Below are 25,235 nucleotides of genomic sequence, written 5' to 3'. Positions count from 1 at the left end.
TCTACACGATAATTTAGATTTATTCAAATATTCCTAGACTTATATTTTAAAAATTAATAAATTTTTAAAATATAATAAAAAAAAGAGATTCATACATGCGTATGAATCTACAAAATATGAGTATATTCCAAAACATTTTTCCCAATCAATAATATAGTAACTAATAAAAATAAAGTCCTTACATATCCAACGCCTTTTTGAACCGCAAACTTCGATCCAAAATAAGCACCTAAGATCATTGATAATCCCATGATAATACCGTATTCAAAATGAATTATATCTAAAAATAAAAAAGTAATTAAAGATACAATATTACTAACAAAGTTCAAAAGTTTTCCAGATGCTGCCGCTTGAATAAAATCCAAACCAATTAATAAAAATGCAAAAATTAAAAATGACCCTGTCCCTGGTCCAAAAAATCCATCATAAAATCCTATCATTAAAATAACAAAGAAAAATATTAATGTTTTTCTTTGCGTCATCTTCTTATAGGTAGACACACTTCCCCAATTCTTTTTTGCAATAATATAAATAGAAATAAATACCAACATTACAAGTACTAATGGGCGTAAAATATCCGATGGAATAAATTTTACTACTAAAGCACCTGCAACAGCTCCAACAATAGTTAACGGGATTAACTTTCCTACAATTTTAAAATCAACTTTTCCTGATCGAATGAAATACATCGCACTCGTAAACGTCCCCATTGTTGCCGCTAATTTATTCGTTGCAATTGCTGAAGCCGGCGATAAGCCAACAAACATAAGCGCAGGAAGCGAAATTAACCCTCCTCCTCCAACAACGGAATCAATGAAAGCTGCTAAAAAACCGAATGCAATTAATAAAATAATGACTTGAAAACTTAATTCTTCCATGAACTTTACCCCTTACCCCTATTATTTACAACATTTTAAATTATAACAAAATTACATAAGAAAAAAAGCTGTTCCATAGAGGAACAGCCTTCATATTTAATCTAAAATTTTCACAAGTGGTTCATCTTGTTTTGCTTCACGTATAATAATAGCTTCTGGGCGTTCTACAGATTTAATCGTTACTTGTACTTTCATATAATTCGGGAAGTATTCCATAACAAGCCCTGCCACATATTGTGTAAAACCAATTATTTCAGCTTTTCCATTAAACTGGACAGGAATATCAAGCTTCATTTCTCTTAATTCATCATCTCTATACATACCAGTACCAATAACAGCTGTATAGTCGCCTTGGAAATAATCGCTTAGTTTTGCCTTAAAGTTGGATACTCTTGCAAGATCTTCACGTTTATTATCTGTTTTCGCTTGCTCTGATGGGAACAAATAGTATTTCTCATTAATTTGTTTCCAATCTTCAACCGTTTCACTACCTTTTTCTACATTTGCATAAGAAACAAAGTTACCTGGTACGAGCGAAGACTTTGGAGCTTGGCGATAAATCGCAAATGTTATCGGAATATTTTTTGTATCAGGTTGTTTTTGATGTATGACTTTCAAAATTTCTTGCGCCATTTTTTTCCCTTCAGCTAACATCTTTTCATCCGGGATGGCAGCTTCACGTGGATAACCATGCTCTTCGTTAAAATATTGAACAGAATTCATTGCTAATCCAACTACCATACCAACACGTTCCTCGCTGTTATCGCCTTTTTTCACATAATAATCATGCTCTAAAATATTTGAAATATATATTGGATTTTTTTTATTTTTCACTTCTAGTGATTCGGATCCCGTTCCTAACGCAGGGTTTAATCCTATATTAGGAAATTTAACTGCATCTTTTTTTAATTTGTCCTCTAGTTCCTTTTGTTCAGCATCTGTACGTTTTCTTTTAACAAGCATCTGTATCACTTGAGTATCTAGAGCACTTCCGCCTTTTAAAAAATTATCTTTCGTATTAAATGATTCTTTTGCAATTCGCATTAATCCTGTTTCAAATTCATCTATATCAAGACGACTATTTAGCCCTTGCACCACTAAACCACGTGCATTTCCACCATCAAATGGAATAGTCGTCTTATAATATTCATCCGAAATAGCGTATTTTGGAACAACTGATTGTTCTTTTGCTTTCCCCGATTTCTCAGCCACTTTTTCATCTTTGTCGGCACCTGCACTACACCCACTTACAAGTAGGCCCAGGCTTAATATCGCTAATGCTATTTTTTTCATGGTAAGTTTGCACCTCTTACTTATTTAGCTCTTGTAAGAACCTCTCTTCATTCCAAACCTCAACATTATGTTTCTCCGCTTGTGCTAATTTCGAACCAGCTGCTTCACCTGCAACAACCAAATCCGTACTCTTACTAACACTTCCTGTTACTTTTCCACCTAATGCCTCAATCTTCTTCTTCGCTTCACTTCGTCCCATAACTTCTAGCTTACCTGTTAAAACAACCGTTTTTCCTGCGAAGTAAGATTCAACATTTTGTAAATCTGCAATTTTTATACCTTTGTATGTCATATTCACGCCATACTCTTTAAACTGCTGTAATAATTCTAATACATCTTCATTATCAAAATATGTCACAACAGATTGAGCCATTTTTTCGCCAATTTCATTAATTGCTTTTAGTTCTTCTTCTGTTGCTTTTACAAGCTCATCCATCGTTTCAAAGTGCTCTGCAAATGTACGTGCTGCTTTCGCTCCAACGTGGCGAATTCCAAGACCAAATAATAATCGCTCTAACGAGTTTTCTTTAGAATTTTCAATTGCTTGTATTAAGTTTGTTGCTGATTTTTCACCAAAACGTTCTAACTGTAATAATTGCTCTTTCGTCAATGCATATAAATCAGCAAATGTACGAATATAATCTGCATCAAAGAGTTGTGTAATGACACGTTCTCCAAGTCCATCAATATTCATCGCATTTCTTGAAACGAAATGGATTAATCCCTCTCGAATTTGAGCCGGACAAGTCGGATTTATACATCGAAGTGCTACTTCTTCTTCTAAACGAACAAGTTCACTCTCACATGCTGGACAATGCGTTGGCATACGGTATTCTTCTTCTTCACCAGTACGCTTATCAAAAATAACGTTCACAACTTCAGGAATAATATCTCCAGCCTTCTTCACAACAACGTAGTCACCAATTCGAATGTCTTTTTCACGAATCAAATCTTCGTTATGTAAAGAAGCACGGCGAACAATCGTACCAGCAACTCTCACTGGCTCTAGCTCTGCAGTCGGCGTTACAACCCCTGTTCGGCCAACACTTAATTCAATGCCTGTTAGTCTCGTTACAACTTCTTCAGCTGGGAATTTATAAGCAATCGCCCATCGTGGACTCTTCGCTGTAGTTCCTAGACTTTCTTGAAGAGCAACATCATCTACTTTTATAACGATTCCATCAATCTCATAATCAAGATGCGGACGTTTTTCTTGCCATTCTTCTACATAAGCTATAACCTCTTCGATTGTTTCACATGTACGGCGATTTGGATTTGTCTTAAATCCGAGTTCACCTAAGAAATCAAGCGATTCACTGTGCGATGGAATTGTTTTTTCTTCTACATTCGCAAGACCGTACACAAACATAGATAAGTTACGCTTCGCTGCAATTTTCGGATCAAGTTGACGTATTGAACCTGCTGCTGCATTACGCGGATTCGCAAATACATCTTCTCCATTTTGCTCTTTTTCTTCATTTAGTTTAACGAATGAACGCTTCGGCATATAAGCTTCGCCTCGTGCTTCTAACGTTACTTCTTCATTTAAACGAAGTGGGATAGCTTTAATCGTTTTTAAATTTTGAGTAATATCTTCACCCGTTACACCATCACCACGTGTCGCCCCTTGAATGAAGCGTCCTTTTTCATAATGAAGCGAAACGGCAAGCCCGTCAATTTTTAATTCACATATATATCTTACATTCGCACCATCAATTCCTTGACATACTCTTCTGTCGAAATCACGCAAATCCCCTTCGTTAAATGCATTCCCTAAACTTAACATTGGTGACTTATGTGTTACTTTTTCAAATATATCAAGAATAGTTCCCCCAACGCGAACGGAGGGAGAATCTTCACTCATAAACTCTGGGTTCTCTGCTTCTAATTTTATAAGCTCCTGCATATCACGGTCATATTCCGCATCAGAAACAGAAGGATTGTCTAATACGTGATATTGATAATTAAATGTATTTAACAAATCACGCAGTTCTTCTATACGTTTTTTTGCTATCTCTTTTGACATATCCTCATTCCTTTCTATTGTTTCGTCACAGGTGCAAATTTTGCTAACAAACGTTTAACACCAATCGGGCTTGGGAACGCAATATCTAATTCTTTTGCATCACCTTCACCTTTTACACTTACAACTGTACCGATTCCCCATTTTTGGTGGGAAGCTTTATCGCCTACTGCCCAGCCAATTTGCTCACCGCCTGTCGTCTTCGCTGCTGGACGCGCGAAAGCTGAACGAGAGCGTGTTGTGGTTGTCGTTGTCATTTTACTGCTACTTGCTGTTCTGCTTTTTGCACCAAACGAATTTTCACGCTTCGGCGCTGTTTCATTTAATGATTCCACTAGTTCTGCCGGGATTTCTGTAATGAAGCGAGACGCAGCATTCATACTTGTTCTACCAAATAAAGTACGCATTTGCGCATTAGATAAATATAACTCTTCTTCTGCACGAGTAATACCTACATAAGCAAGACGACGTTCTTCTTGCATTTCATCCTCTTCCATAAGAGAACGAGTATGAGGGAATATCCCTTCCTCTAAACCAACAATAAAGACAACCGGGAACTCTAATCCTTTTGCTGAGTGCATCGTCATTAAAATAACTTCTTCACCAGCAGTTGGGTCTTCATCTACACGATCAATATCAGCAACAAGTGCTAAATCTGTTAAGAATGCAACAAGGCTCTTATCTTCACTTTGAGATTCAAATGTTTGCGTAACAGATAAGAATTCGTCTAAGTTTTCTAAACGACCTTCCGCTTCTAAAGAACGCTCATTTTTCAACATATCGCGATAGCCTGTTTTTTCAATAACTTCTTCTACTAATTCTGTAACAGATAAATACTCTTGCATATTTACCCAGTTGTGTAATAAACTTGCGAATTCTTTTACTGCCTTTGTAATTTTTGCACTTACTCCAACATGCTCAATCTCATCAAATACAGCAGTTAATGAAATTCCGTTTTGCACACCATAATTAATAATTTTATCGATAGAAGTCGCACCAATACCACGCTTTGGCATGTTAATAATACGTGCAAAACTAATTTCATCATCTGGATTACCGATTAAACGTAAGTACGCCAAAATATCTTTAATCTCTTTACGGTCGTAGAACTTAGTTCCCCCGACAATTTTGTACGGAATGTTAGATTTAAGGAAAATCTCCTCGACCATACGAGACTGAGCATTCGTACGATATAGCACTGCAAAATCAGTGTATTTTCGTTTCCCCATCTGAAGATCGTCACGAATTTTTTTCGCAACAAAATATGCTTCGTCCTTTTCAGTTGCGGCACGATAATACGAGATTTTACTTCCAACTTGATTGTCTGTCCATAATTTCTTCGGTTTACGATTCGTATTTTTTTCAATAACAGCATTCGCTGCATTTAAAATATTTTGTGACGAACGATAGTTTTGTTCTAACAAAATTACCTGTGCATTCTCATAGTCTTTTTCAAATGACAAAATGTTAGAAATATCTGCACCACGCCAGCGATAAATAGACTGGTCAGAGTCACCTACAACGCAAAGATTTTTAAAACGTGCTGCCAAATGTTTAACAAGAAGATATTGCGCTTTGTTCGTATCTTGATACTCATCAACATGAATATATTGGAACTTACGCTGATAAAACTCTAATACTTCTGGAACACGTTCAAATAGCTGAATCGTCGTCATAATTAAATCATCAAAGTCTAATGAATTATTTTTCAAAAGACGTTTTTGATACTCTGTGTATACATCGCTCGTTAATTTTTCATATGGATCAGCCATTGTAATTTTTTTTGCATATTTATCCGCAGATAACAGTTCATTTTTTGCATTACTAATACCCGCTAAAATAGAGCGCGGCTCAAATTTCTTCGGATCAATATTGCGCTCTTTCATAATTTTTTTGACTACAGTTAGCTGATCACCTGAATCTAAGATTGTAAAGTTACGATTAATACCAATACGATCGATATCGCGTCGTAAAATACGTACACACATAGAGTGGAACGTCGAAATCCAAATATCTTCTGCTTCTGGTCCCACAAGTTTATCAATACGCTCGCGCATTTCACGAGCTGCTTTATTTGTGAAGGTAATAGCTAGTACATTCCATGGTGCTACACCTTTTTCACCAAGCAAATACGCAATACGGTGTGTTAACACGCGTGTCTTACCACTACCTGCACCTGCCATTAGTAGCAGTGGTCCATTCGTTGTTTGTACTGCTTTTTGTTGCTGTGGATTTAAACCGTTTAATAACTTATCTGTCATACTCATATACGCCTGCACCTACTCTCCTTTTACTGCTTTAACTGTTTTTAACGCCGATTTTATATCATCATAAATAATATTTCCAACAACTACTGTATCAGCATATTGCGCCATTTCTTTCGCCTGTTCTGCATTAGAAATACCACCGCCATAATATAACTTGGCTTGTTTCAATTCTGCTTTTACATTTTTAACAAGTTCAACATCTCCATACGTACCGCTATATTCTAAATAAAATATCGGTAAATGTAATAACTTGTCTGCTAAACGCGCATATGCAATAACGTCATCTTCTGTTAAATCACATTTCGCATCTGTAAGCTGGGCTACTTTCGCTTCGGGATTTAAAACACAATACCCTTCCATAAAAATTTCGTCCCAGTCCATAATATCCCCAAATTCTTTCAATGCCTCATGATGAACACCTGTTACCCATTCTACTTTTCGGCTATTTAAAACACTTGGGATGTAATAAAAATCAAATCCTGGTGTAATTGCTTCTACATCAGAAACCTCTAATACACAAGGAACTGCATATCTACGAATGCTAACTAGCATGTGTAATACGTTATCAATTGTAACTCCATCACTTCCGCCTACAATAACAGCATCCGTTCCAGACTCACAAATCATTTCTAAATATTCATCGCTTAACTCCTTATTTGGATCAAGCTTAAATACATGTTTCCATCCGGAAATATCGTACATGAAAACACCCTTCCTTTTCTCTAGTTATATCTATAGTTCTGTTTAAAATAACAGTTAGTTTTTATCTTGATTTTTTAAAATAGCTATTAAATATTTTTCAAAAAGAAGAATTTAATTTCACCTTCTTTTTATGCATTCTTTCATTATAACAAAAAAAGCTACTGACACACACGCCGATTCCAACATCTTTTTCAACGTCAAATGTTGGATTACATATCCCAAAAATCACACGGGATACTAATAAGAGAAGTAGTATTTACTATTTCAATTTTCATAAAAAGGAGTGTTTTTCTAATGAAGCAAAACATCGGGACAATAAACGCTCTAATTCGAATTACACTTGGGCTTGTCCTCTTCGGATGTAGTGCAACTAAACTTGTACGCAAGCCGTGGTGCACTTGGTCTAACATTTTTCTATGGATTGGTGCAATGAAAGTTGCAGAGGGAATTGTTCGCTTCTGCCCTATTGTTGAAGCGTGGAAATTTGGAAAATACATGAATATGGGTGCATTTAAAATGCCTGGCATGAATTTTACTGAAAAAGGACATGCTAAAGAAGAAGTGAATCAAACTTCCGCTCATGACAAGCCAAAGTCAAAGGGAAGTTATGACGCTTCTGACAAAGAGATTGAGTCAGCGATTGAAGAAATAATCCTGGCAAAACCGCTTTGAATCATTTGTCACGATGCAAGATGCTCTCAAAGGGACTTAGCTGCTGCAGTGGGCGGTTAAGTCTTCTTTATTTTACCACGAAACAGAACGTATATTCTTATTTCTAACTTTAAAATGTACATAAAAGATATCAATCAATAAATTTCAGAAAATTAGGTGCATACCCCTTGCTTAAAATGATATAAAAGTGATATCATTTTTATATCAGGAGGCGATCATATGAAAGAAAAACAAGTATTTTATGTAAATGGTTTTCTCGGTATTATTGGAATTTTGATTTTAGCTGCTATCGGTGTATTTTTCTTTGCACAAGAAATTTTCGTAGGAGCAGCACTAACTATTATATTAGCGGCAATTCTCGCTACAGGTATCGGTATTGTTCAACCGAATCAAGCGAAAGTTATTACGTTCTTTGGTAATTATTTAGGAACAATTCGTCAAAATGGTTTATTTTTAACAATTCCATTCGCATTCCGTCAAACTGTCTCGTTACGTGTTGAAAACTTTAATAGTAAGAAATTAAAAGTAAACGATGTTGAGGGAAATCCGATTGAAATTGCAGCTGTTATTGTATATAAAGTAGTTGATTCTGCAAAAGCGATGTTCGGTGTTGAACATTACGATCGATTTGTAGAAATTCAAAGTGAAACAGCAATCCGCCACGTCGCAACAAAATATCCTTATGACAATTTCCAAGATGAAACTTGCATTACGTTACGCGGGAATACTGAAGAAATCTCTGAAGAATTAAAGCGTGAGTTAGAAGCGCGCCTTGAAATCGCAGGCGTAGAAGTATTAGAAACTCGTTTAACACATTTAGCTTATGCAACAGAAATTGCCCATGCGATGCTACAACGTCAACAAGCAAAAGCGGTATTAGCTGCTAGAAAAGAGATTGTTGAAGGTGCTGTGAAGATGGCGAAGGATTCAATCCATATGTTAGATGAGGAAGGCGTACTTGAATTAGATGACGAGCGTAAAGCGAATATGGTAAACAACCTATTAGTTGCCATCGTTTCAGATAAAGGTGCGCAACCAGTTATTAATACAGGAAGCCTATACTAAGGGCTATAAGTAATTATGGCTAAAAAGAAAAGCTTTCCATTACGTATTGATCCTGAATTACACGCAGTCATCGAAAAATGGGCAAATGATGAGTTTCGTAGCGTCAATGCACACATCGAGTATTTACTTCGAGAAATGGCAAAGCAAAAAGGAAAATTGAAGAAAGATAAAGATGCATGAACAAACAGCCCACTGAATTTTCAGCGGGCTGTTTTTATACAAAGCAAGTCATCAATAAACTTGCTTAACGCTGCTGTTCTCACACTATCTTTCCGATAAATAAAATAAGTCGGAATAAACCTGTTTTCATGTACTAACGGTGTATGAATAAGTTCTTTATGGCTATCAAATTGCTCTGCTACTTCACGTGGTAACATAGACACCCCAAGTCCAGCTTTTACGCATCCAATAATACCGTCTAAAGAATTTAATTCCATTATTTTTTTTGGAACAATCCCTTCAGATAGTAACCATTCTTCTAAAACTTTTCTATAAAAACAACCTGATTGAAAAACGATAAAAGACTGCGATTCCGAATATCCGTTATCCCACAAAACATTCCGCTTTGAAAGTAACATCATTTCCTCTTGGAATACTTCTATCTTTTCTAAAGCTGGATCAGCTATACAATCAGCTACAAATGCCCCCTCTATTTCATATAAGAGTACCTTCTTCGTTAATTCTTCCGTATTGTGCGTTTGCAACATAATTTCCACTTCTGGATAGCGCATATGATAATTAGCTAAAATCGTGGGCAATCTAACAGCTGCTGCTGTTTCCATCGCTCCAATTTTCAATACTCCTCCAGGCTCCGCTGTATGTTTCACTTGCCTTTTTGATTCATTTAATAATTGAATCATTTTTTCAGCGTATGTTAACAACTTTTCTCCGGCTGGTGTTAATGTAACTCCATCTCGATGCCTATAAAATAATTGTGTTTCATATTCAGCTTCTAGCCGTTTTATTTTTGCTGTTATGTTTGATTGAACAAAATTCAACCGAATAGCTGCTCTTGAAATACTTTTCTCCTGCGCGACCATATAAAAAGCTACAAAATCTTGTAAGTTCATTCGTTCATATCCCTTCGTTCATATCATTAATTTTGATATTACATATAAAAAATCAGTATTTTACGCCCCATATATATTCCTCTATCATATATATTAGAAGATATTTCAAGAAGGGAGATTATATGAAAGAAACAAAAACATGGAAAATGATTATAGCTGGGATATGTTCTTTAATAGCTGTCATGGGTATTAGTCGGTTCGCCTACACACCGATTATTTCTTTTATGGAAAAACAAGCCCATATAGAAGATGACCTCGCTGGATATTTAGCGTCCAGTAATTATCTTGGTTATTTACTTGGGGCATTCTTTATTGGATTTATTACGATAAAAAATCGTGAAAAAATATTACACCACTGTTTATTCTTCAATGTTCTTTCAACTCTTTGTATGGGCTTAACCTCTTATATCTTTTTATGGTTTCCCCTTCGCTTTATCGGTGGTTTCACAAGTGCAATTGTATTTGTTCTTGCCTCTAGTATTGTTTTAGATTATTTATTTCAAAGTAATAAAGTCATGCTAGGTGGCATGATTTATAGCGGTGTTGGAATTGGCATTATTTTCTCTGGAAGTTTCGCACCTTTATTCAACTCAATTTGGAATTGGCAAGGTGCGTGGATTGGGTTAGGAATTATTAGTTTTAGTTTAGCTATCCTTGTATGGAAATGGTTAAGAGAGGACAGTAGACATACTATACAGCAACCAAAAAGTACTATACAAGCTACATCTCATAGAAAAAGCTATTTATTTTGGCTTATTTTAGCTTACGGATTCGAAGGATTTGGCTATATCATTACAGGGACCTTCCTTGTCACCATTGTAGAAAGAATTACACTATCACCCTTCTATGCATCTTGTAGCTGGATTATTGTCGGTATTGCTGTCATCCCATCTAGTTACCTTTGGTCCACTGTTGCTCGGAAGTACGGACCAACACGAGCTCTTACATCCGCCTATATGTTACAAATTATAAGTGTACTTTCTCCACTCCTTATTCCAAACCTTTTTGGGGCATTTCTAAGTGCATTCCTTCTAGGTGCTACATTCGTCGGAATTACAATTTTAACAACTACAGAAGCAAAACGAATAAGACCGAATGAAAGTAATAAAATCATTGGTTATACGACAGGTGTTTATGGGATTGGCCAAATTATCGGTCCAATCTTTACAGGTATTATTGCGGAGCAAATGCAAAGTTTTTCCCTCCCACTCCTTGTCGCTGCTCTTACGTTAATCATCTCAATACTACTATTATTAATTGGAGAAATAAGATGTAAGCAGGTAGAGAAAAAGTGTATATAGATACAAATAGTTTATAATCTCTTGAAAAGATTCAACGTACTATACTCTATTTCCTATAAAAAAAGAAGCTAACATATGTTAGCTTCGCGTAATCTCATGCCCAATCGCACGATATCCTATATCACTACGATAAAATAAGCCATCGCTCTCAATCTTTGCGATTTCTTTATACACTCTATCTTTCGCTTCTTGTAAGTCTTTCGCTTTATAAGCAATAAATAGTACACGGCCACCATTTGTTACAAAATCCCCATGCTTCATCGCTGTACCTGAATGAAAGACAATAGCATCTTCTAAACGATCTAATCCTGTAATAATTTCACCTTTTTTATACGCTTCTGGATATCCTTTTGAAGCGAGTACAACACCAATTACTGCTTCCTCTGACCACTCTAACACTAACTCACTTTCATCTAATACAGCGTTACATACATCAACTAAATCATTTTCTAAGCGAGGTAATACAACTTCTGTTTCAGGATCACCAAAGCGTGCATTAAATTCAATTACCTTTGGACCATCATTTGTTAAAATAAGCCCTGCATATAAAATCCCTGTAAACGATCGATTTTCTTGGAGCATTGCTTGAGCAGTTGGATGTAATACGGTTTGAATCGCTTCTTGGACTGCTGATTCTGGAATTTGTGGTACTGGAGAATATGCACCCATTCCGCCTGTATTTGGGCCTTTATCAGCATCAAAAGCTCGTTTATGGTCCTGAGCGATTACCATCGGATGTACAGTTGTTCCATTTACAAATGCCATTAATGAAAATTCTTGTCCATCTAAAAACTCTTCAATAACAACCTTCTTACTTGCCGCGCCGAACTTCACATCTTGTAGCATTTCTTTCACAGCCTGTAATGCCTCTTCAAGCGTCATTGCTACCGTTACCCCTTTACCAGCAGCTAATCCGTCAGCTTTAATAACGATTGGTGCACCAACTTTTTGAATATACTGTACTGCTTCTTCATAATCGGTAAAAGTTTCGTACGCCGCAGTTGGAATATCATACTTTTTCATAAGCTCTTTTGTAAAAGCTTTACTACCTTCAATAACAGCAGCCGCTTTATTCGGACCAAATACGCGAAGTCCCTCTTCTTTAAAACGATCAACAATTCCATTCATAAGTGGAATTTCTGGTCCAACGAAAGTTAACTCAATATTATTCTCTTTGGCAAATAAAACTAATGCATCAAAATCATTTTCATCAATATCAACTGGTATTGCAACATCTCGCATACCTTCATTACCTGGTGCTACATATACCTTTTTCACTTTTGCAGATTGTGCAAACTTCCAAGCTAAAGCATGCTCACGCCCACCGCGGCCAATTAGTAAAACATTCATATTTCATCCCCCAATAATTAAATAAGTACAAACTAGAAGCTATGCTCCTAGTTTGCTTTTTCATATCAATAAAAGGTTATCTTAACCGGACTTTTTAAACATCCATCTCAATAAAGGTTTAAAAAGGAGGATCAAGAGCACCGAGCAGGTCTAGGCGCATTTGCCAGGAGGACACGGAGTGTAGCTTTCCTACATGAGTACCGCACTGGCGATGCAACGACGACATGCGAAGGTTATCTTGACCGGACTTTTTAAACATCCTCTATTAGTGTTTGAAATGACGTACGCCAGTGAACACCATAGCAATCCCATACGTATCTGCCACTTTAATAGAATCTTCATCACGGATTGATCCGCCTGGTTGAATGATTGCTGTAATTCCCGCTTTTGCTGCTTCTTCTAATGTATCTGGCATTGGGAAGAAAGCATCAGATGCAAGCGCGCTACCTTGTGCTTTTTCACCAGCTTGTGTAATCGCGATTTTTGCAGAACCTACACGGTTCATCTGTCCCGCACCGACACCAATTGTCATGTCATCTTTCGCTAAAACAATTGCATTTGATTTCACATGTTTTACAACTTTCCAAGCTAGTTTTAAATCTTTCCATTCTTGCTCTGAAGGTTCACGTTTCGTTGGAATTGAAATTGTACTTTCATCTAATGATAACGTATCTTCCTCTTGAACGAGAAGTCCACCTTGTACAGAAGTTAGTTTTTTGCTTGCACTTGTCGCTTTTTCAATATTTATAGTTAATAAACGTAAGTTCTTCTTACTTTGCAACACTTCTAAAGCTTCTTGCGAGAACGAAGGTGCGATAACAATTTCTAAGAAAATTTCATGTAACTTTTCTGCTGTAGCTTTATCAATTTCACGATTTGCTGCAATAATACCGCCGAAGATTGATACTGGATCTGCTTCATAAGCACGAGTATATGCTTCGTGAATATTAGTTCCTACTCCAACACCACATGGATTCATATGTTTTACTGCTACTACTGCTGGTTCTGTAAATTCTTTTACGATGCTAAGCGCTGCGTCTGCATCATTAATATTGTTATACGATAATTCTTTACCGTGTAATTGTTCTGCGTATGCAACAGAAGAAGTTGCTGCGAATGGCGCTTTATAGAAAGTTGCTTTTTGATGTGGGTTCTCGCCATAACGTAAGTCTTGCTTTTTCTCAAATGTCACAGTTAATGTTTCTGGACTTTCTTCACCCATTTGCTCTGTTAAGTAGTTAGAAATTAACGCATCATACGCTGCTGTATGACGGAATACTTTCGCTGCTAGTTTACGTTTCGTTTCCTCTGCTACTTCACCGTTCTCTTTCAGTTCTGCTAACACAATATCATAATCTACTGGATCTACAATTACAGATACGAATTTATGATTTTTCGCAGCAGAGCGAATCATTGTCGGGCCACCGATATCAATATTTTCAATTGCATCAGCAAATGTTACATCAGGCTTAGCGATTGTTTCTTTAAATGGGTATAAGTTAACAACAACAAAATCAATTGCTTGAATACCTAATTCATTCATTTGCGCTACATGTGTTTCATTATCACGAACTGCTAATAGACCACCATGAATATTTGGATGTAAAGTTTTCACACGACCATCCATAATTTCAGGGAAACCAGTTACTTCAGAAATACCAATTACTTGTAAGCCGTTTTCTTCTAGTAACTTTTTCGTACCACCTGTTGAAATAACTTCAATCCCTTGCTCTAGTAACCCTTTAACAAATTCTACTACTCCTGTTTTATCTGAAACACTTACTAATGCACGCTTTTTCATTTATCCTTCACCCCTGGTTGTATGTTAGTTAACAGTTGCTTCTTTCACAGACTGAACAATTTGATTCACTGTATTTACGTATAATTTATGTTCAACTTGCTGAATTTTCTTTTGTAAGCTTTCTCTCGTATCCCCTTCAGAAACAACCACTGCTTCTTGCGCAATAATTGGCCCTGTATCCATACCTGCATCTACATAATGAATTGTTACTCCAGTTACTTTCACACCTGCTTCTAACGCTTGACCGACAGCATCTTTACCCGGAAAGCTCGGTAGTAATGATGGATGAATATTAATAATCTTTCCGCCGTATGCTTCTAGTAACGTCGGCCCGATTAAACGCATATATCCAGCTAAAATAATATAATCAATTTCATATTCTTCTAGCTTCTTTAATATCTCTTTTTCAAACGCTTCTTTGGACTCATATGCTTTCGCTGAAAAAGCGAAACACGGAATATGATGATAATGCGCTCGCCCAACAGCACGTGCTTCTGGTTTATCACATACTAATAAACTAATTTCTGCATCCAATCTTTTTTCTTCTACCGCATTAACGAGAGATTGAAAGTTAGATCCACTTCCAGAAGCAAAAACTGCTAATCTACTCATAGTGCTTTGCCCCCATTAAAAGTAACGCCAGCTCCTTGTACAGTACGTCCAATAATACGAGCCGTTTCTCCTTGCTCTTCAAGAAGACGGACAACATCTTTTGCATCTTCTTCCTTCACTGCTACTACCATACCAATACCCATGTTAAAAATATTGAACATTTCTTTCTCTTCCAGTTTCCCAACTTCTTGAAGTAAATGGAAGATCGGCTGAATTTTCCAAGATCCTAGTTCAATCTCAGCACCAATTCCTTCTGGCAACATACGTGGGATATTTTCAATAAATCCGCCCCCTGTAATATGCGCCATACCGTATACTTCATGCTTCTTCAATAGTTCTAAAATAGGTTTGACATAAATTTTCGTTGGTTTTAATAATTCTTCACCAAGAGGTAGTTCTAAGCGTCCATAAATACGCTCTAAAGATAGTTCTCCATCTTCTAGTAACACTTTTCGTACTAAAGAGTAACCATTGCTATGAATACCGCTAGATGCTAAGCCAATTAGCACGTGACCAGCTTCAATCTTTTCACCTGTTACAATTTTCTTTTTATCAACAATCCCAACTGTAAAACCAGCTAAATCATATTCTTCCGTAGAATACATTCCTGGCATTTCAGCTGTTTCTCCACCGATTAATGCACAACCAGCTTGGCGACAGCCCTCTGATATACCTTTGACGATGTTTTCAATTTTACTAGGTTCAGCTTTACCACAAGCAATATAATCAAGGAAGAAAAGCGGCTCTGCTCCTTGGACAACAATATCATTTACACACATTGCTACTGCATCAATACCAATCGTGTCATGTTTATCTGCCATAAAAGCGAGCATCAATTTTGTTCCCACGCCATCTGTTCCAGATACTAATACAGGTTCTTCTAATGCAAATTTTGATAGATCAAACATACCTCCAAAACCGCCTAAACCGCCTAGTACTTCTTTTCTCATAGTTGTTTGTACGTGTTTTTTCATGCGAGATACCGCTTCATATCCAGCTTCAATATCTACTCCTGCTTGCTTATATGCATTCGCCATCGTTATTTACACCTCGTCTTTTAATTTCTCCCCATCCAGGGCGGGCCGTTTTAAGAAAAAAGCTAGCTTCTACAGCAAAAGAAGTAGAAGCTTTTTTCACTTTTCTTATTTCATACTTTCTAAAAGCTCTTGCTCATAATCATAAAGAGCTGTTGGATAGTCCCCATTAAAGTAAGCCATGCATAGGCCGCCATATTTCCCTTCATATGGACGTCCAATTGCATCTACTAATCCATCTTCGCTTAAAAATGTTAAAGAATCTGCTCCGATCATTTCGCGGATTTCTTCTACTGTATTATTTGCTGCAATTAATTCTTTTCTCGTTTGAATATCAATGCCATAGAAACATGGATATTTCAGAGGTGGTGAAGCAATTCTTACATGAACTTCTGTCGCTCCAGCCTCACGAAGCATACGAACAATTCGTTTACTTGTCGTTCCTCTTACGATAGAGTCATCAATCATAACAACTCGTTTCCCCTCAACCACACCTCTTACTGCGGAAAGCTTCATCTTAACCCCTTGCTCACGCAGTTCTTGAGAAGGCTGGATAAAAGTACGTCCAACGTAACGATTTTTAATTAATCCTAATTCATACGGAATGCCTGTTGCCTCCGCATAGCCAATCGCAGCTGAAATACTAGAGTCTGGTACACCAGTAACAACATCCGCTTCAATAGGAGCTTCCGCTGCTAAACGTTTTCCCATATTTTTACGCGCTGCATGAACGTTAACACCAGCAATATTAGAATCTGGTCGTGCAAAGTAAATATATTCCATACTACAAATCGCATGTTCTACATCGTTTGTGAAACGATCTACGTGAATTCCTTCATCATTAATGATAAGTAATTCACCAGGTTCTACATCGCGAATGTATGTTGCACCTACTACATCAAAAGCACATGTTTCAGATGCTACAACGTAAGCATCCCCCATCTTTCCAATTGAAAGCGGACGGAATCCATTTGGATCTAACGCAACGATCATTTCATTTCCAGTTAGTAAAAGATACGCAAAAGCACCTTTCACTTTATTTAGAGCCTCTTTTACACTTTCAATTAAAGAGTCTTTCGTACTACGTTTAATAAGATGTAAAAGTACTTCTGTATCTGAACTAGTTTGAAAAATACTTCCCTCTGCTTCTAATTCACGACGAAGCATTTTTGCGTTAATTAAATTTCCGTTATGAGCTAACGCCATACTATGATCGGAAAAACGGAACAACAATGGTTGAACGTTAGCAACTTCACTTCCACCAGCTGTTGCATATCGTACATGTCCGATTGCTGATTTTCCATTTAATCCTTCTAACTCACCTCTTGAAAACACTTCTGATATTAAACCTAACCCCTTGTGACCGACGATTTTTTCCCCATTATTTACGACAATGCCTGCGCCTTCTTGCCCACGGTGCTGTAAACTGTGCAATCCGTAGTATGAAACTTGTGCTGCATTTTCATGCCCCCAAATTCCGAAAACGCCACATTCTTCGTTTAACCCCTTTATTTCAGCAAGCATGGGATTGCCCCTTTCCAAGCCTTTCTCATTTCATCTACATTTGCTGTAAGTAATACTTCATTTTCTTCATTATGAATTGTTACTTCATTTGTACTTGTTACTTCTCCAACTTGGATTGCTTCTACCGCTTTCTCAAACACCTCTTTATTTTCACGTTTTACAGTTATCACGAAGCGAGACTGTGATTCAGCGAATAATGCTGCTGTTGCTTCTCCATCTAATTTCACAGTAGCACCTAAGCCGTTAGCACCAATTGCACTTTCTGAAATTGCAACTGCTAAACCACCCTCAGCAACATCATGTGCAGATTGAACAAGACCAGCTTGAATTGCTTCTAATACTTGTTTTTGGCGTTTTAATTCTACATCTAGATCGATACTTGGTGATTGACCGAAAATTTTTCCGTGAATCATTTTCTGTAATTCACTTCCGCCAAACTCAGCTTTCGTCTCACCGATTATATAAACTAAATCACCAGCTTGCTTAAACTCTTGTGTTGTTACATGTTTTAAGTCATGTACAAGTCCGACCATCCCAACAGTTGGTGTTGGATATACAGCTTCGCCACTACGTTCGTTATACATCGATACGTTTCCGCCGATAACTGGTGTTTGTAATGTGCGACAAGCTTCACTCATACCGTCTACTGATTTCTCAATTTGCCAGAAGATTTCTGGTTTTTCTGGGTTACCGAAGTTTAAGCAATCTGTAATTGCAAGTGGCTCACCGCCAGAGCATACGATATTACGCGCTGCCTCTGCTACTGCAATTTTACCGCCCATTTCTGGATCTAGATAAATGTAGCGAGAATTACAATCTGTCGTCATTGCTAATCCTTTTTCTGTACCGCGTACACGTACAACTGCTGCATCTGAACCTGGTGTAACCACTGTGCTTGTACGAACTTGATAATCGTATTGATCGTATACCCACTCTTTACTTGCAATTGTTGGTTGCTGTAATAGAGCGAATAACGCTTCTTTATAATTTTCTACTTTTGGCGTTTCCATTTTCATTGCTTGGAATTCAGCAAAGTATGCTGCTTCTTTTGATGGTTTATGATAAATTGGTGCTTCTTCTGCTAAAGCATCTGCTGGAACTTCAGCTACCTTTTCACCTTTATGGAATAAACGAAGCATTTTATCTTCCGTTACTTTCCCCATCGTAACCGCTGCGAGACCATACTTCTCAAATAAATCTACTATTTCTTGTTCTCTACCTTTTTTCACAACAATTAACATACGCTCTTGTGATTCAGACAGCATCATTTCATATGGTGTCATTCCTGTTTCACGTTGTGGTACATCATCTAAGTACATTTCAATACCCATTCCTGCTTTACTTGCCATTTCTGCAGATGATGATGTTAAACCAGCCGCACCCATATCTTGAATTCCAACAAGTGCATCAGATTGAATTAATTCTAAACACGCTTCAATAAGAAGTTTTTCCATAAATGGATCCCCTACTTGAACCGCTGGACGTTTCGCTTCTGAGCTTTCAGATAGTTCTTCCGACGCGAATGTTGCACCGTGAATACCGTCACGACCAGTTGATGCTCCTACGTACATTACTGTGTTACCAGCACCGTGCGCTTGCCCTTTTTTAATGTCTTCGTGGTTAATCAAACCTACGCACATTGCATTTACAAGTGGATTTCCTTCGTAACATGGATCAAATTGTACTTCGCCGCCAACAGTCGGAATACCGATGCAGTTACCGTATCCTGCAATTCCTGCTACTACTTCTTCGAATAAATATTTCACACGTGGTGACTGTAATTCACCGAAACGAAGTGAGTTTAATAGAGCTACCGGACGTGCTCCCATAGAGAATACGTCACGAATAATACCACCAACACCTGTTGCTGCTCCTTGATATGGTTCAATAGCTGAAGGATGGTTATGACTTTCCATTTTAAATACAACTGCTTGATTATCACCGATATCTACAATTCCAGCGCCTTCTCCAGGTCCTTGCAGAACGCGCTCACCTGTCGTTGGAAACTTACGAAGAACTGGTTTTGAATTTTTATAACTACAATGTTCAGACCACATTACAGAGAACAATCCTGTTTCTGTATAATTTGGCAGACGACCTAAAATCTTTTCAACCATGGCAAACTCTTCGTCTGTTAGCCCCATTTCCGCATATATACGCTCTTCTTTAATTTGTGTTGGATTTGGTTCAAGCATTAACGACATATGTTTCCCTCCACTGTTTTAAGATAGATTGAAAGACTTTTAACCCTTCAGCACCGCCAAGTAATTCATCTACAGCACGCTCTGGATGTGGCATCATACCAAGTACATTTCCTTTTTCGTTTACAATACCAGCAATATCTGAAACGCTACCGTTAGGATTTTCTACGTAACGGAATGCGATTTGATTATTCTCTTCTAATTGTTTAAGAGTCTCTTCGTCACAATAGTAATTCCCCTCACCATGAGCGATTGGAATATTGATTACTTCATTTTTTTCATATTGTGATGTAAACATCGTTTCATTATTTTCAACACGCAACTGAACAGTACGACACATAAATTTTAAGTTTTCGTTTCTCATTAATGCTCCTGGTAGTAATCCTGATTCAACAAGAATCTGGAATCCATTACATACACCTAAAATCGGCTTTCCTTGCTCAGCAGCTTTTTGTACTGCTTTCATTGCATTAGCAAAGCGAGAAATAGCACCGCAGCGTAAGTAGTCACCGTAAGAGAATCCACCTGGTAGTAAAATTGCATCATATTCATCTAAATTCTCTATATCGTGCCAAACGTAATCTACTTCTTCGCCAAGCTCATCTTTAATTGCATGGAACATATCGACATCACAGTTCGAACCTGGAAATACTATTACGGCAAATTTCACTGTGCGACAACCTCCTCAACTTCATAACGGAAGTCTTCCATTACAACGTTCGCTAATAGTTTTTCACACATTTCTTTTACCTTGCTATCTAAGTCAGATACAGATTTATCAATTGTTAGTTCCATGTACTTTCCGATTCGAACGTCTTGTACTTCTGTGAATGAAAGACTATGAAGAGCTCCTTTTACCGCTGTTCCTTGTGGATCTAATACGCTTTCTCTTAATGTTACATATACCTTAACTTTATACATGTGAAATTCCCCCTAAACGTTTTAAAATCTCTTCATAAGCATCTGTTAAATTTCCAAGATCGCGACGGAATACGTCTTTATCAAACTTCTCATTGCTCGTTTCATCCCATAAACGGCAAGTATCTGGTGAAATTTCATCCGCTAATATGATTTCTCCCTCTTCCGTTACACCAAACTCTAATTTGAAATCTACTAATCTTACACGACAGCTTGCGAAATGATCAATCAACACTTGATTGATTTGTAGAGCCATATCTCGTAATACGCTTACTTGCTCTGGCGATGCAACGTTTAATACACGAATATGATCTTCCGTTACAAGCGGATCTCCTAAATTATCATCTTTGAAGTAAAATTCTACGATTGGTTCTGCAAGTACAGTTCCCTCTTCCATTCCTAATCGTTTTGAAAGACTTCCTGCAATTACATTTCTTGTGACAACTTCTAAAGGAATAATACTCACTTTTTTAACAAGTTGTTCTGTTTCAGATAACTTCTCAACAAAATGTGTTTTAATTCCTACTTCTTGTAACTTTCTGAACAATAAAGTTGTAATTTCATTGTTCAAACGACCTTTTCCTGTAATCGTCTCTTTTTTCTCCCCATTGAAAGCAGTCGCACTATCTTTGTACTCTACCCAAACCATATCTGCTGATTCTGTACGATAAATTCTTTTTGCCTTACCTTCATACAGCAATTCTAGCTTTTGCATTTCGCAAGCCCCCTGTAGTTTGAAAAATGTGAATAATATTTTTATAAAGAATGGCACAGAATGACTCTATTCTGTGCCATATGAAATTTTACGCTTCGTTTAATCCAAGGCGTTCAAAGATTGTATCAACGTGTTGCATATGATGCTCATAGTTGAAGCATTCATTAATTTCTTCTTGTGTTAACTTGCTTGTAATGCGCTCATCAGCTTCTACAAGCTCTTTAAATTGTACTTGTGTTTCCCAAGCTTCCATCGCTTTAGGCTGTACGATATCATAAGCTTCTTCACGTACCATACCTTTGTCGATTAGTGTAAGCATTACGCGCTGAGAATAAATTAAGCCGTATGTTCTTGTCATATTGCGTTTCATATTCTCTGGGTATACAGTTAAGTTTTTAACGATATTACCAAAGCGATTTAACATGTAATTTAATGCGATTGTAGCATCTGGTAAAATTACGCGTTCTGCTGAAGAGTGAGAAATGTCACGCTCATGCCACAATGGAACATTCTCATAAGCTGTCATCATATAACCGCGGATAACACGAGCTAAACCAGTCATATTTTCAGATCCAATTGGATTACGCTTATGTGGCATTGCAGAAGAACCTTTTTGGCCTTTTGCGAAAGCTTCTTCAACTTCACGTGTTTCACTCTTTTGTAAGCCACGAATCTCAACTGCCATCTTTTCGATAGATGTTGCGATTAATGCAAGTGTTGACATGTAGTGTGCGTGACGATCACGTTGCAATGTTTGTGTTGAAATTGGTGCTGCTTCTAATCCTAGATTTTCACAAACATATTTTTCTACGAATGGATCGATATTTGCATATGTACCAACCGCACCAGATAGTTTACCAACACGAACTGTATCAGCAGCTTGTTTGAAACGCTCTACGTTACGTTTCATCTCTTCATACCAAAGACCAAGTTTTAAACCGAATGTTGTTGGTTCTGCATGAACACCGTGTGTTCTTCCCATCATGATTGTGTATTTATGCTCTTTCGCTTTGTTAGCTAAAATGCTTACAAAGTTCTCTAAGTCTTTTAATATAATTTCATTCGCTTGTTTTAAGATGTAAGATAATGCTGTATCTACTACATCTGTAGATGTTAAACCGTAATGAACCCATTTACGTTCTTCGCCTAGTGCTGGCGTTTCTGATACAGCACGAGTGAATGCAACTACATCATGACGTGTTTCTTTTTCAATTTCATAAATACGATCAATATCAAATGATGCATGTTCACGAATTTTTTTAACATCTTCTTTTGGAATATCGCCAAGCTCAGCCCATGCTTCACAAGCTAAAATCTCAACTTCTAACCACGCTTTAAATTTGTTCTCTTCCGTCCAAATCGCACCCATTTCAGGGCGTGTATAACGACTAATCATCTTTTTCCCTCCAACAGTTGTTCTTGATGGTCCCAAATATGCAAACTCTTCGCTTTTTCTAGAGCGACTTCAATATTATCATTTAAAATATTAACATGCCCCATTTTTCGCTGTGCTTTTGCTTCTTCTTTTCCATACAAGTGTAAATAGCACCCGGTTAATCTATTCACTTGTCTTAGGACCCCTTCTATATGTTCGCCTAAAATGTTTACCATGACAACTGGTTTTAACAAATTTGTTTCTCCTAGAGGTAAATTACAGATTGCTCGAATATGTTGACCAAATTGGCTCGTTTCACATGCATCCTGTGTATAGTGTCCTGAATTGTGAGGTCTTGGTGCTAATTCATTAATGTAAATCTCACCATTAGCTGTAGCAAACATCTCTACAGCTAGTGTTCCCACAAGTTTTAATTCATCCGCAAGTACCTTTGCATAAGCAATTGCTTTTTGAGAAAGCTCTTCTGTAATACGAGCTGGAACGATAGATTCATGCAAAATGTTATTTACATGAATATTTTCCGCTACCGGAAATACTTTCGTTTCACCACTTACACTACGAATCACAATAACGGATACTTCTTTTTCAAAAGGCACCCATTTCTCTAAAATACACTCTGCTTTATCCACAAGATCTCTTGCTGTCTCAACATCAGCCTCACTTCTTAAAACAACTTGCCCTTTCCCATCATATCCACCTGTCGCCGTTTTTAAGACGGAAGGGAATGATAACTCAGCAATTGCTTCTGTAAGCTGATTTTGATTTTGAACTAATCTATACGTTGCTACTGGTAACCCAGCCTTCTCAATTGCATTCTTTTCTGTAAAACGATTTTGCGTTTTATTTAACAACTGACTACCTTGTGGCAAGTAAGCATGTTTTTCAAGCCATTGTAAACATCTATAATCAATATTCTCAAATTCATATGTGACAACATCACTTATCTCTGCTAAATGCTGAATTGCCTTTAAATCGTCATACGGTGCAACAATTTCAATATCAGCAACTTGTGCACATGGTGAATGCTTTGTAGGATCTAAAACAGCAATTTTATATCCTATCTCCTTGGCTGCCAATGCCATCATTCTTCCTAGCTGGCCGCCTCCAATAATGCCGATTGTTTTTCCAGGTAAAATGATTCTCGTCATACTAGCTCACTACCTTCACGCACATCTTTTTCAATCGCTTCTCGTCTCAATTCTAATGCATCATGTATATCATCATGGAATGATCCAAGTATTTGTGCAGCAAGTAATCCAGCATTCGTTGAACCGGCTTTACCAATTGCAACAGTTGCAACTGGAACACCTCCTGGCATTTGGACGATGGATAATAATGAATCTAAGCCGTTTAATGCTTTTGATTGAACTGGAACTCCAATTACAGGAAGATTTGTCTTCGCTGCAACCATTCCTGGTAAATGTGCTGCTCCACCAGCTCCAGCAATAATAACTTTCAATCCACGTTCACGAGCCGTCTCTGCATATTCAAACATATAATCCGGAGTCCGATGAGCGGATACAACCTTTTTCTCATACGGTATATTTAATTCATCTAAAATGTCACAAGCATATTTCATTGTTTCCCAGTCTGATGTACTTCCCATTATGACTCCAACTAGTGATTTCATATTAGAATCCCCCCGATTCAAATAAAAAAAGCCTGAAATAGAACAGTTTCTCTTTTACTATGAGAGAAAGCGCTCTACCCAGGCATACGTATCCCTTGTGAATAGAAAAATACCGAGTGACTTTCCCTCATAGTCTAACGAATAACGGTCGTTAGGTAGAGACTTGCAGGCCATATCCCCGCGATTATATGAGGTCTTATATTATTGTTTCTATGGCTATATTAACAATATTTCATAAACGATGTCAATAAATAATCGAATGTTTTTTTATTAGTAGTCAATAACGTTCGTGTTTTAGTTATATTCAAAAGAAGAATTGCAACTATATGCAAGAAGAAAAGGGAATTAGAATATATATTTCTAGAGATCTATTTACTTATAATCGTTTATATAGTACTTCAGTATGTTTTAAATCACAATATGTACAATCTTGTATTCTACACATCAATAGAACTTTTATTATAACGATTTAATTTCTAAGGAGGATAAACGTGAAAGAAAGAACTACGCTATTATCCTATTTATTTTTTCTATCGCAGTAATTGTTGTAATTATTGAATACTTATTTATAGCATCTCATTATTTAAAACATATACTTATGATAGAAATAATGTGTCCTATTTTAAGTATTACTTTAGCGGCATTAGGAAAATCCGGAACACAAAAAATCATTGCTATTATTTTAAACAGTCTCTATTTCATTCTTTTTTCGTCTTTAGCGTTATTAAATTTATGGATTATAACATTCGATAAATAAAAATAAACACAAAAAAACCTAAGTCA

The 25,235-nt window shown here is 37.0% G+C and carries 22 protein-coding genes, 1 pseudogene and 1 riboswitch; of the genes and pseudogenes, 5 read left to right on the top strand and 18 right to left on the bottom strand.

The genetic code is table 11. The annotated features are described in order from the left end of the window. Positions 1 to 107: 107 nt before the first annotated feature. From OXT04_RS17435 to pcrB, 5 genes are all read right to left on the bottom strand, one after another. On the bottom strand, positions 108 to 878 hold the full coding sequence (locus tag OXT04_RS17435; protein ID WP_267416296.1) for a TSUP family transporter: 771 nt from the start codon (positions 876 to 878) through the stop codon (positions 108 to 110). 96 nt (positions 879 to 974) lie between these two features. Next, a complete protein-coding gene (locus tag OXT04_RS17430) occupies positions 975 to 2,171 on the bottom strand; it encodes a CamS family sex pheromone protein (protein WP_000717010.1) in 1,197 nt (398 codons plus the stop codon). 16 nt (positions 2,172 to 2,187) lie between these two features. Next, positions 2,188 to 4,197, bottom strand: a complete 2,010-nt coding sequence (gene ligA, locus OXT04_RS17425) for an NAD-dependent DNA ligase LigA (RefSeq protein WP_023520911.1) — start codon at positions 4,195 to 4,197, stop codon at positions 2,188 to 2,190. A gap of 14 nt (positions 4,198 to 4,211) precedes the next feature. After that, positions 4,212 to 6,461: a DNA helicase PcrA gene (gene pcrA / locus OXT04_RS17420; RefSeq protein ID WP_141505672.1), complete on the bottom strand. Its 2,250-nt coding sequence runs from the start codon at positions 6,459 to 6,461 to the stop codon at positions 4,212 to 4,214. Positions 6,462 to 6,473: 12 nt separating this feature from the next. Continuing rightward, complete coding sequence (pcrB, locus tag OXT04_RS17415; RefSeq protein ID WP_000272109.1) at positions 6,474 to 7,163, bottom strand: heptaprenylglyceryl phosphate synthase; 690 nt, start codon at positions 7,161 to 7,163, stop codon at positions 6,474 to 6,476. A 294-nt stretch (positions 7,164 to 7,457) separates the two neighbouring features. On the opposite strand from pcrB, the gene OXT04_RS17410 reads away from it, so the two are divergent. The 3 genes from OXT04_RS17410 (at position 7,458) to OXT04_RS17400 (ending at position 9,080) form a co-directional block, all read left to right on the top strand. After that, the gene (locus OXT04_RS17410; protein ID WP_000812341.1) at positions 7,458 to 7,835 is read left to right on the top strand and encodes a YgaP family membrane protein; all 378 of its coding nucleotides are present in this window, start codon (positions 7,458 to 7,460) and stop codon (positions 7,833 to 7,835) included. Positions 7,836 to 8,054: 219 nt separating this feature from the next. Beyond that, a complete protein-coding gene (locus OXT04_RS17405) occupies positions 8,055 to 8,900 on the top strand; it encodes an SPFH domain-containing protein (RefSeq protein WP_071714708.1) in 846 nt (281 codons plus the stop codon). A gap of 15 nt (positions 8,901 to 8,915) precedes the next feature. After that, a complete protein-coding gene (locus OXT04_RS17400; protein ID WP_001085171.1) occupies positions 8,916 to 9,080 on the top strand; it encodes a type II toxin-antitoxin system antitoxin in 165 nt (54 codons plus the stop codon). Positions 9,081 to 9,100: 20 nt separating this feature from the next. Here OXT04_RS17400 and OXT04_RS17395 read toward each other — a convergent pair whose 3' ends face one another. Further along, positions 9,101 to 9,970, bottom strand: a complete 870-nt coding sequence (locus tag OXT04_RS17395; RefSeq protein WP_053565396.1) for a LysR family transcriptional regulator — start codon at positions 9,968 to 9,970, stop codon at positions 9,101 to 9,103. A 122-nt stretch (positions 9,971 to 10,092) separates the two neighbouring features. Between OXT04_RS17395 and OXT04_RS17390 the strand changes: the two genes are divergently transcribed. Then, on the top strand, positions 10,093 to 11,271 hold the full coding sequence (locus OXT04_RS17390) for a YbfB/YjiJ family MFS transporter (protein ID WP_000665321.1): 1,179 nt from the start codon (positions 10,093 to 10,095) through the stop codon (positions 11,269 to 11,271). A gap of 78 nt (positions 11,272 to 11,349) precedes the next feature. Here OXT04_RS17390 and purD read toward each other — a convergent pair whose 3' ends face one another. The 12 genes from purD to purE form a co-directional block, all read right to left on the bottom strand. Next, a complete protein-coding gene (gene purD / locus OXT04_RS17385) occupies positions 11,350 to 12,621 on the bottom strand; it encodes a phosphoribosylamine--glycine ligase (RefSeq protein ID WP_001101737.1) in 1,272 nt (423 codons plus the stop codon). A 265-nt stretch (positions 12,622 to 12,886) separates the two neighbouring features. Beyond that, complete coding sequence (purH, locus tag OXT04_RS17380; RefSeq protein WP_000745406.1) at positions 12,887 to 14,422, bottom strand: bifunctional phosphoribosylaminoimidazolecarboxamide formyltransferase/IMP cyclohydrolase; 1,536 nt, start codon at positions 14,420 to 14,422, stop codon at positions 12,887 to 12,889. A gap of 24 nt (positions 14,423 to 14,446) precedes the next feature. Then, positions 14,447 to 15,034, bottom strand: a complete 588-nt coding sequence (gene purN / locus OXT04_RS17375; protein ID WP_000088577.1) for a phosphoribosylglycinamide formyltransferase — start codon at positions 15,032 to 15,034, stop codon at positions 14,447 to 14,449. Continuing rightward, positions 15,031 to 16,071, bottom strand: a complete 1,041-nt coding sequence (gene purM / locus OXT04_RS17370) for a phosphoribosylformylglycinamidine cyclo-ligase (protein WP_001262442.1) — start codon at positions 16,069 to 16,071, stop codon at positions 15,031 to 15,033. The genes purN and purM overlap by 4 nt, the downstream gene beginning before the upstream one ends. Positions 16,072 to 16,176: 105 nt before the next feature. Further along, positions 16,177 to 17,592: an amidophosphoribosyltransferase gene (gene purF, locus OXT04_RS17365; protein ID WP_000879026.1), complete on the bottom strand. Its 1,416-nt coding sequence runs from the start codon at positions 17,590 to 17,592 to the stop codon at positions 16,177 to 16,179. Then, positions 17,577 to 19,796, bottom strand: coding sequence for a phosphoribosylformylglycinamidine synthase II (purL, locus tag OXT04_RS17360; protein WP_098251201.1), 2,220 nt, complete (start codon positions 19,794 to 19,796; stop codon positions 17,577 to 17,579). Before purL ends, purF begins: the two co-directional genes overlap by 16 nt. After that, entirely contained in the window at positions 19,780 to 20,463 is a 684-nt protein-coding gene (purQ, locus tag OXT04_RS17355; RefSeq protein WP_267416277.1) for a phosphoribosylformylglycinamidine synthase subunit PurQ, read from the bottom strand. Before purQ ends, purL begins: the two co-directional genes overlap by 17 nt. Beyond that, positions 20,460 to 20,714, bottom strand: a complete 255-nt coding sequence (gene purS, locus OXT04_RS17350; RefSeq protein ID WP_000278823.1) for a phosphoribosylformylglycinamidine synthase subunit PurS — start codon at positions 20,712 to 20,714, stop codon at positions 20,460 to 20,462. Before purS ends, purQ begins: the two co-directional genes overlap by 4 nt. Beyond that, complete coding sequence (purC, locus tag OXT04_RS17345) at positions 20,707 to 21,426, bottom strand: phosphoribosylaminoimidazolesuccinocarboxamide synthase (protein WP_001170549.1); 720 nt, start codon at positions 21,424 to 21,426, stop codon at positions 20,707 to 20,709. Before purC ends, purS begins: the two co-directional genes overlap by 8 nt. A gap of 88 nt (positions 21,427 to 21,514) precedes the next feature. Further along, positions 21,515 to 22,822 (bottom strand): adenylosuccinate lyase, encoded by a 1,308-nt coding sequence (purB, locus tag OXT04_RS17340; protein ID WP_000625682.1) that lies wholly within the window; start codon positions 22,820 to 22,822, stop codon positions 21,515 to 21,517. Beyond that, on the bottom strand, positions 22,819 to 23,970 hold the full coding sequence (gene purK, locus OXT04_RS17335) for a 5-(carboxyamino)imidazole ribonucleotide synthase (RefSeq protein ID WP_098907558.1): 1,152 nt from the start codon (positions 23,968 to 23,970) through the stop codon (positions 22,819 to 22,821). The genes purB and purK overlap by 4 nt, the downstream gene beginning before the upstream one ends. Next, entirely contained in the window at positions 23,967 to 24,452 is a 486-nt protein-coding gene (purE, locus tag OXT04_RS17330) for a 5-(carboxyamino)imidazole ribonucleotide mutase (RefSeq protein WP_000839367.1), read from the bottom strand. Before purE ends, purK begins: the two co-directional genes overlap by 4 nt. Before the next feature lie 110 nt (positions 24,453 to 24,562). After that, a riboswitch (purine riboswitch) is annotated at positions 24,563 to 24,664 on the bottom strand. Between the two features lie 279 nt (positions 24,665 to 24,943). Between purE and OXT04_RS29805 the strand changes: the two are divergent. After that, positions 24,944 to 25,209, top strand: a pseudogene (locus OXT04_RS29805) (hypothetical protein). The last annotated feature ends 26 nt before the right edge of the window (positions 25,210 to 25,235 follow it).

The organism is Bacillus sp. GC_Bacil_1, assembly GCF_026540675.1.
GTDB classification, from domain to species: Bacteria; Bacillota; Bacilli; order Bacillales; family Bacillaceae_G; genus Bacillus_A; species Bacillus_A cereus.
Note: the sequence above shows the minus strand (reverse complement) of the source record. Positions and strands in the feature narration are given on the sequence as shown.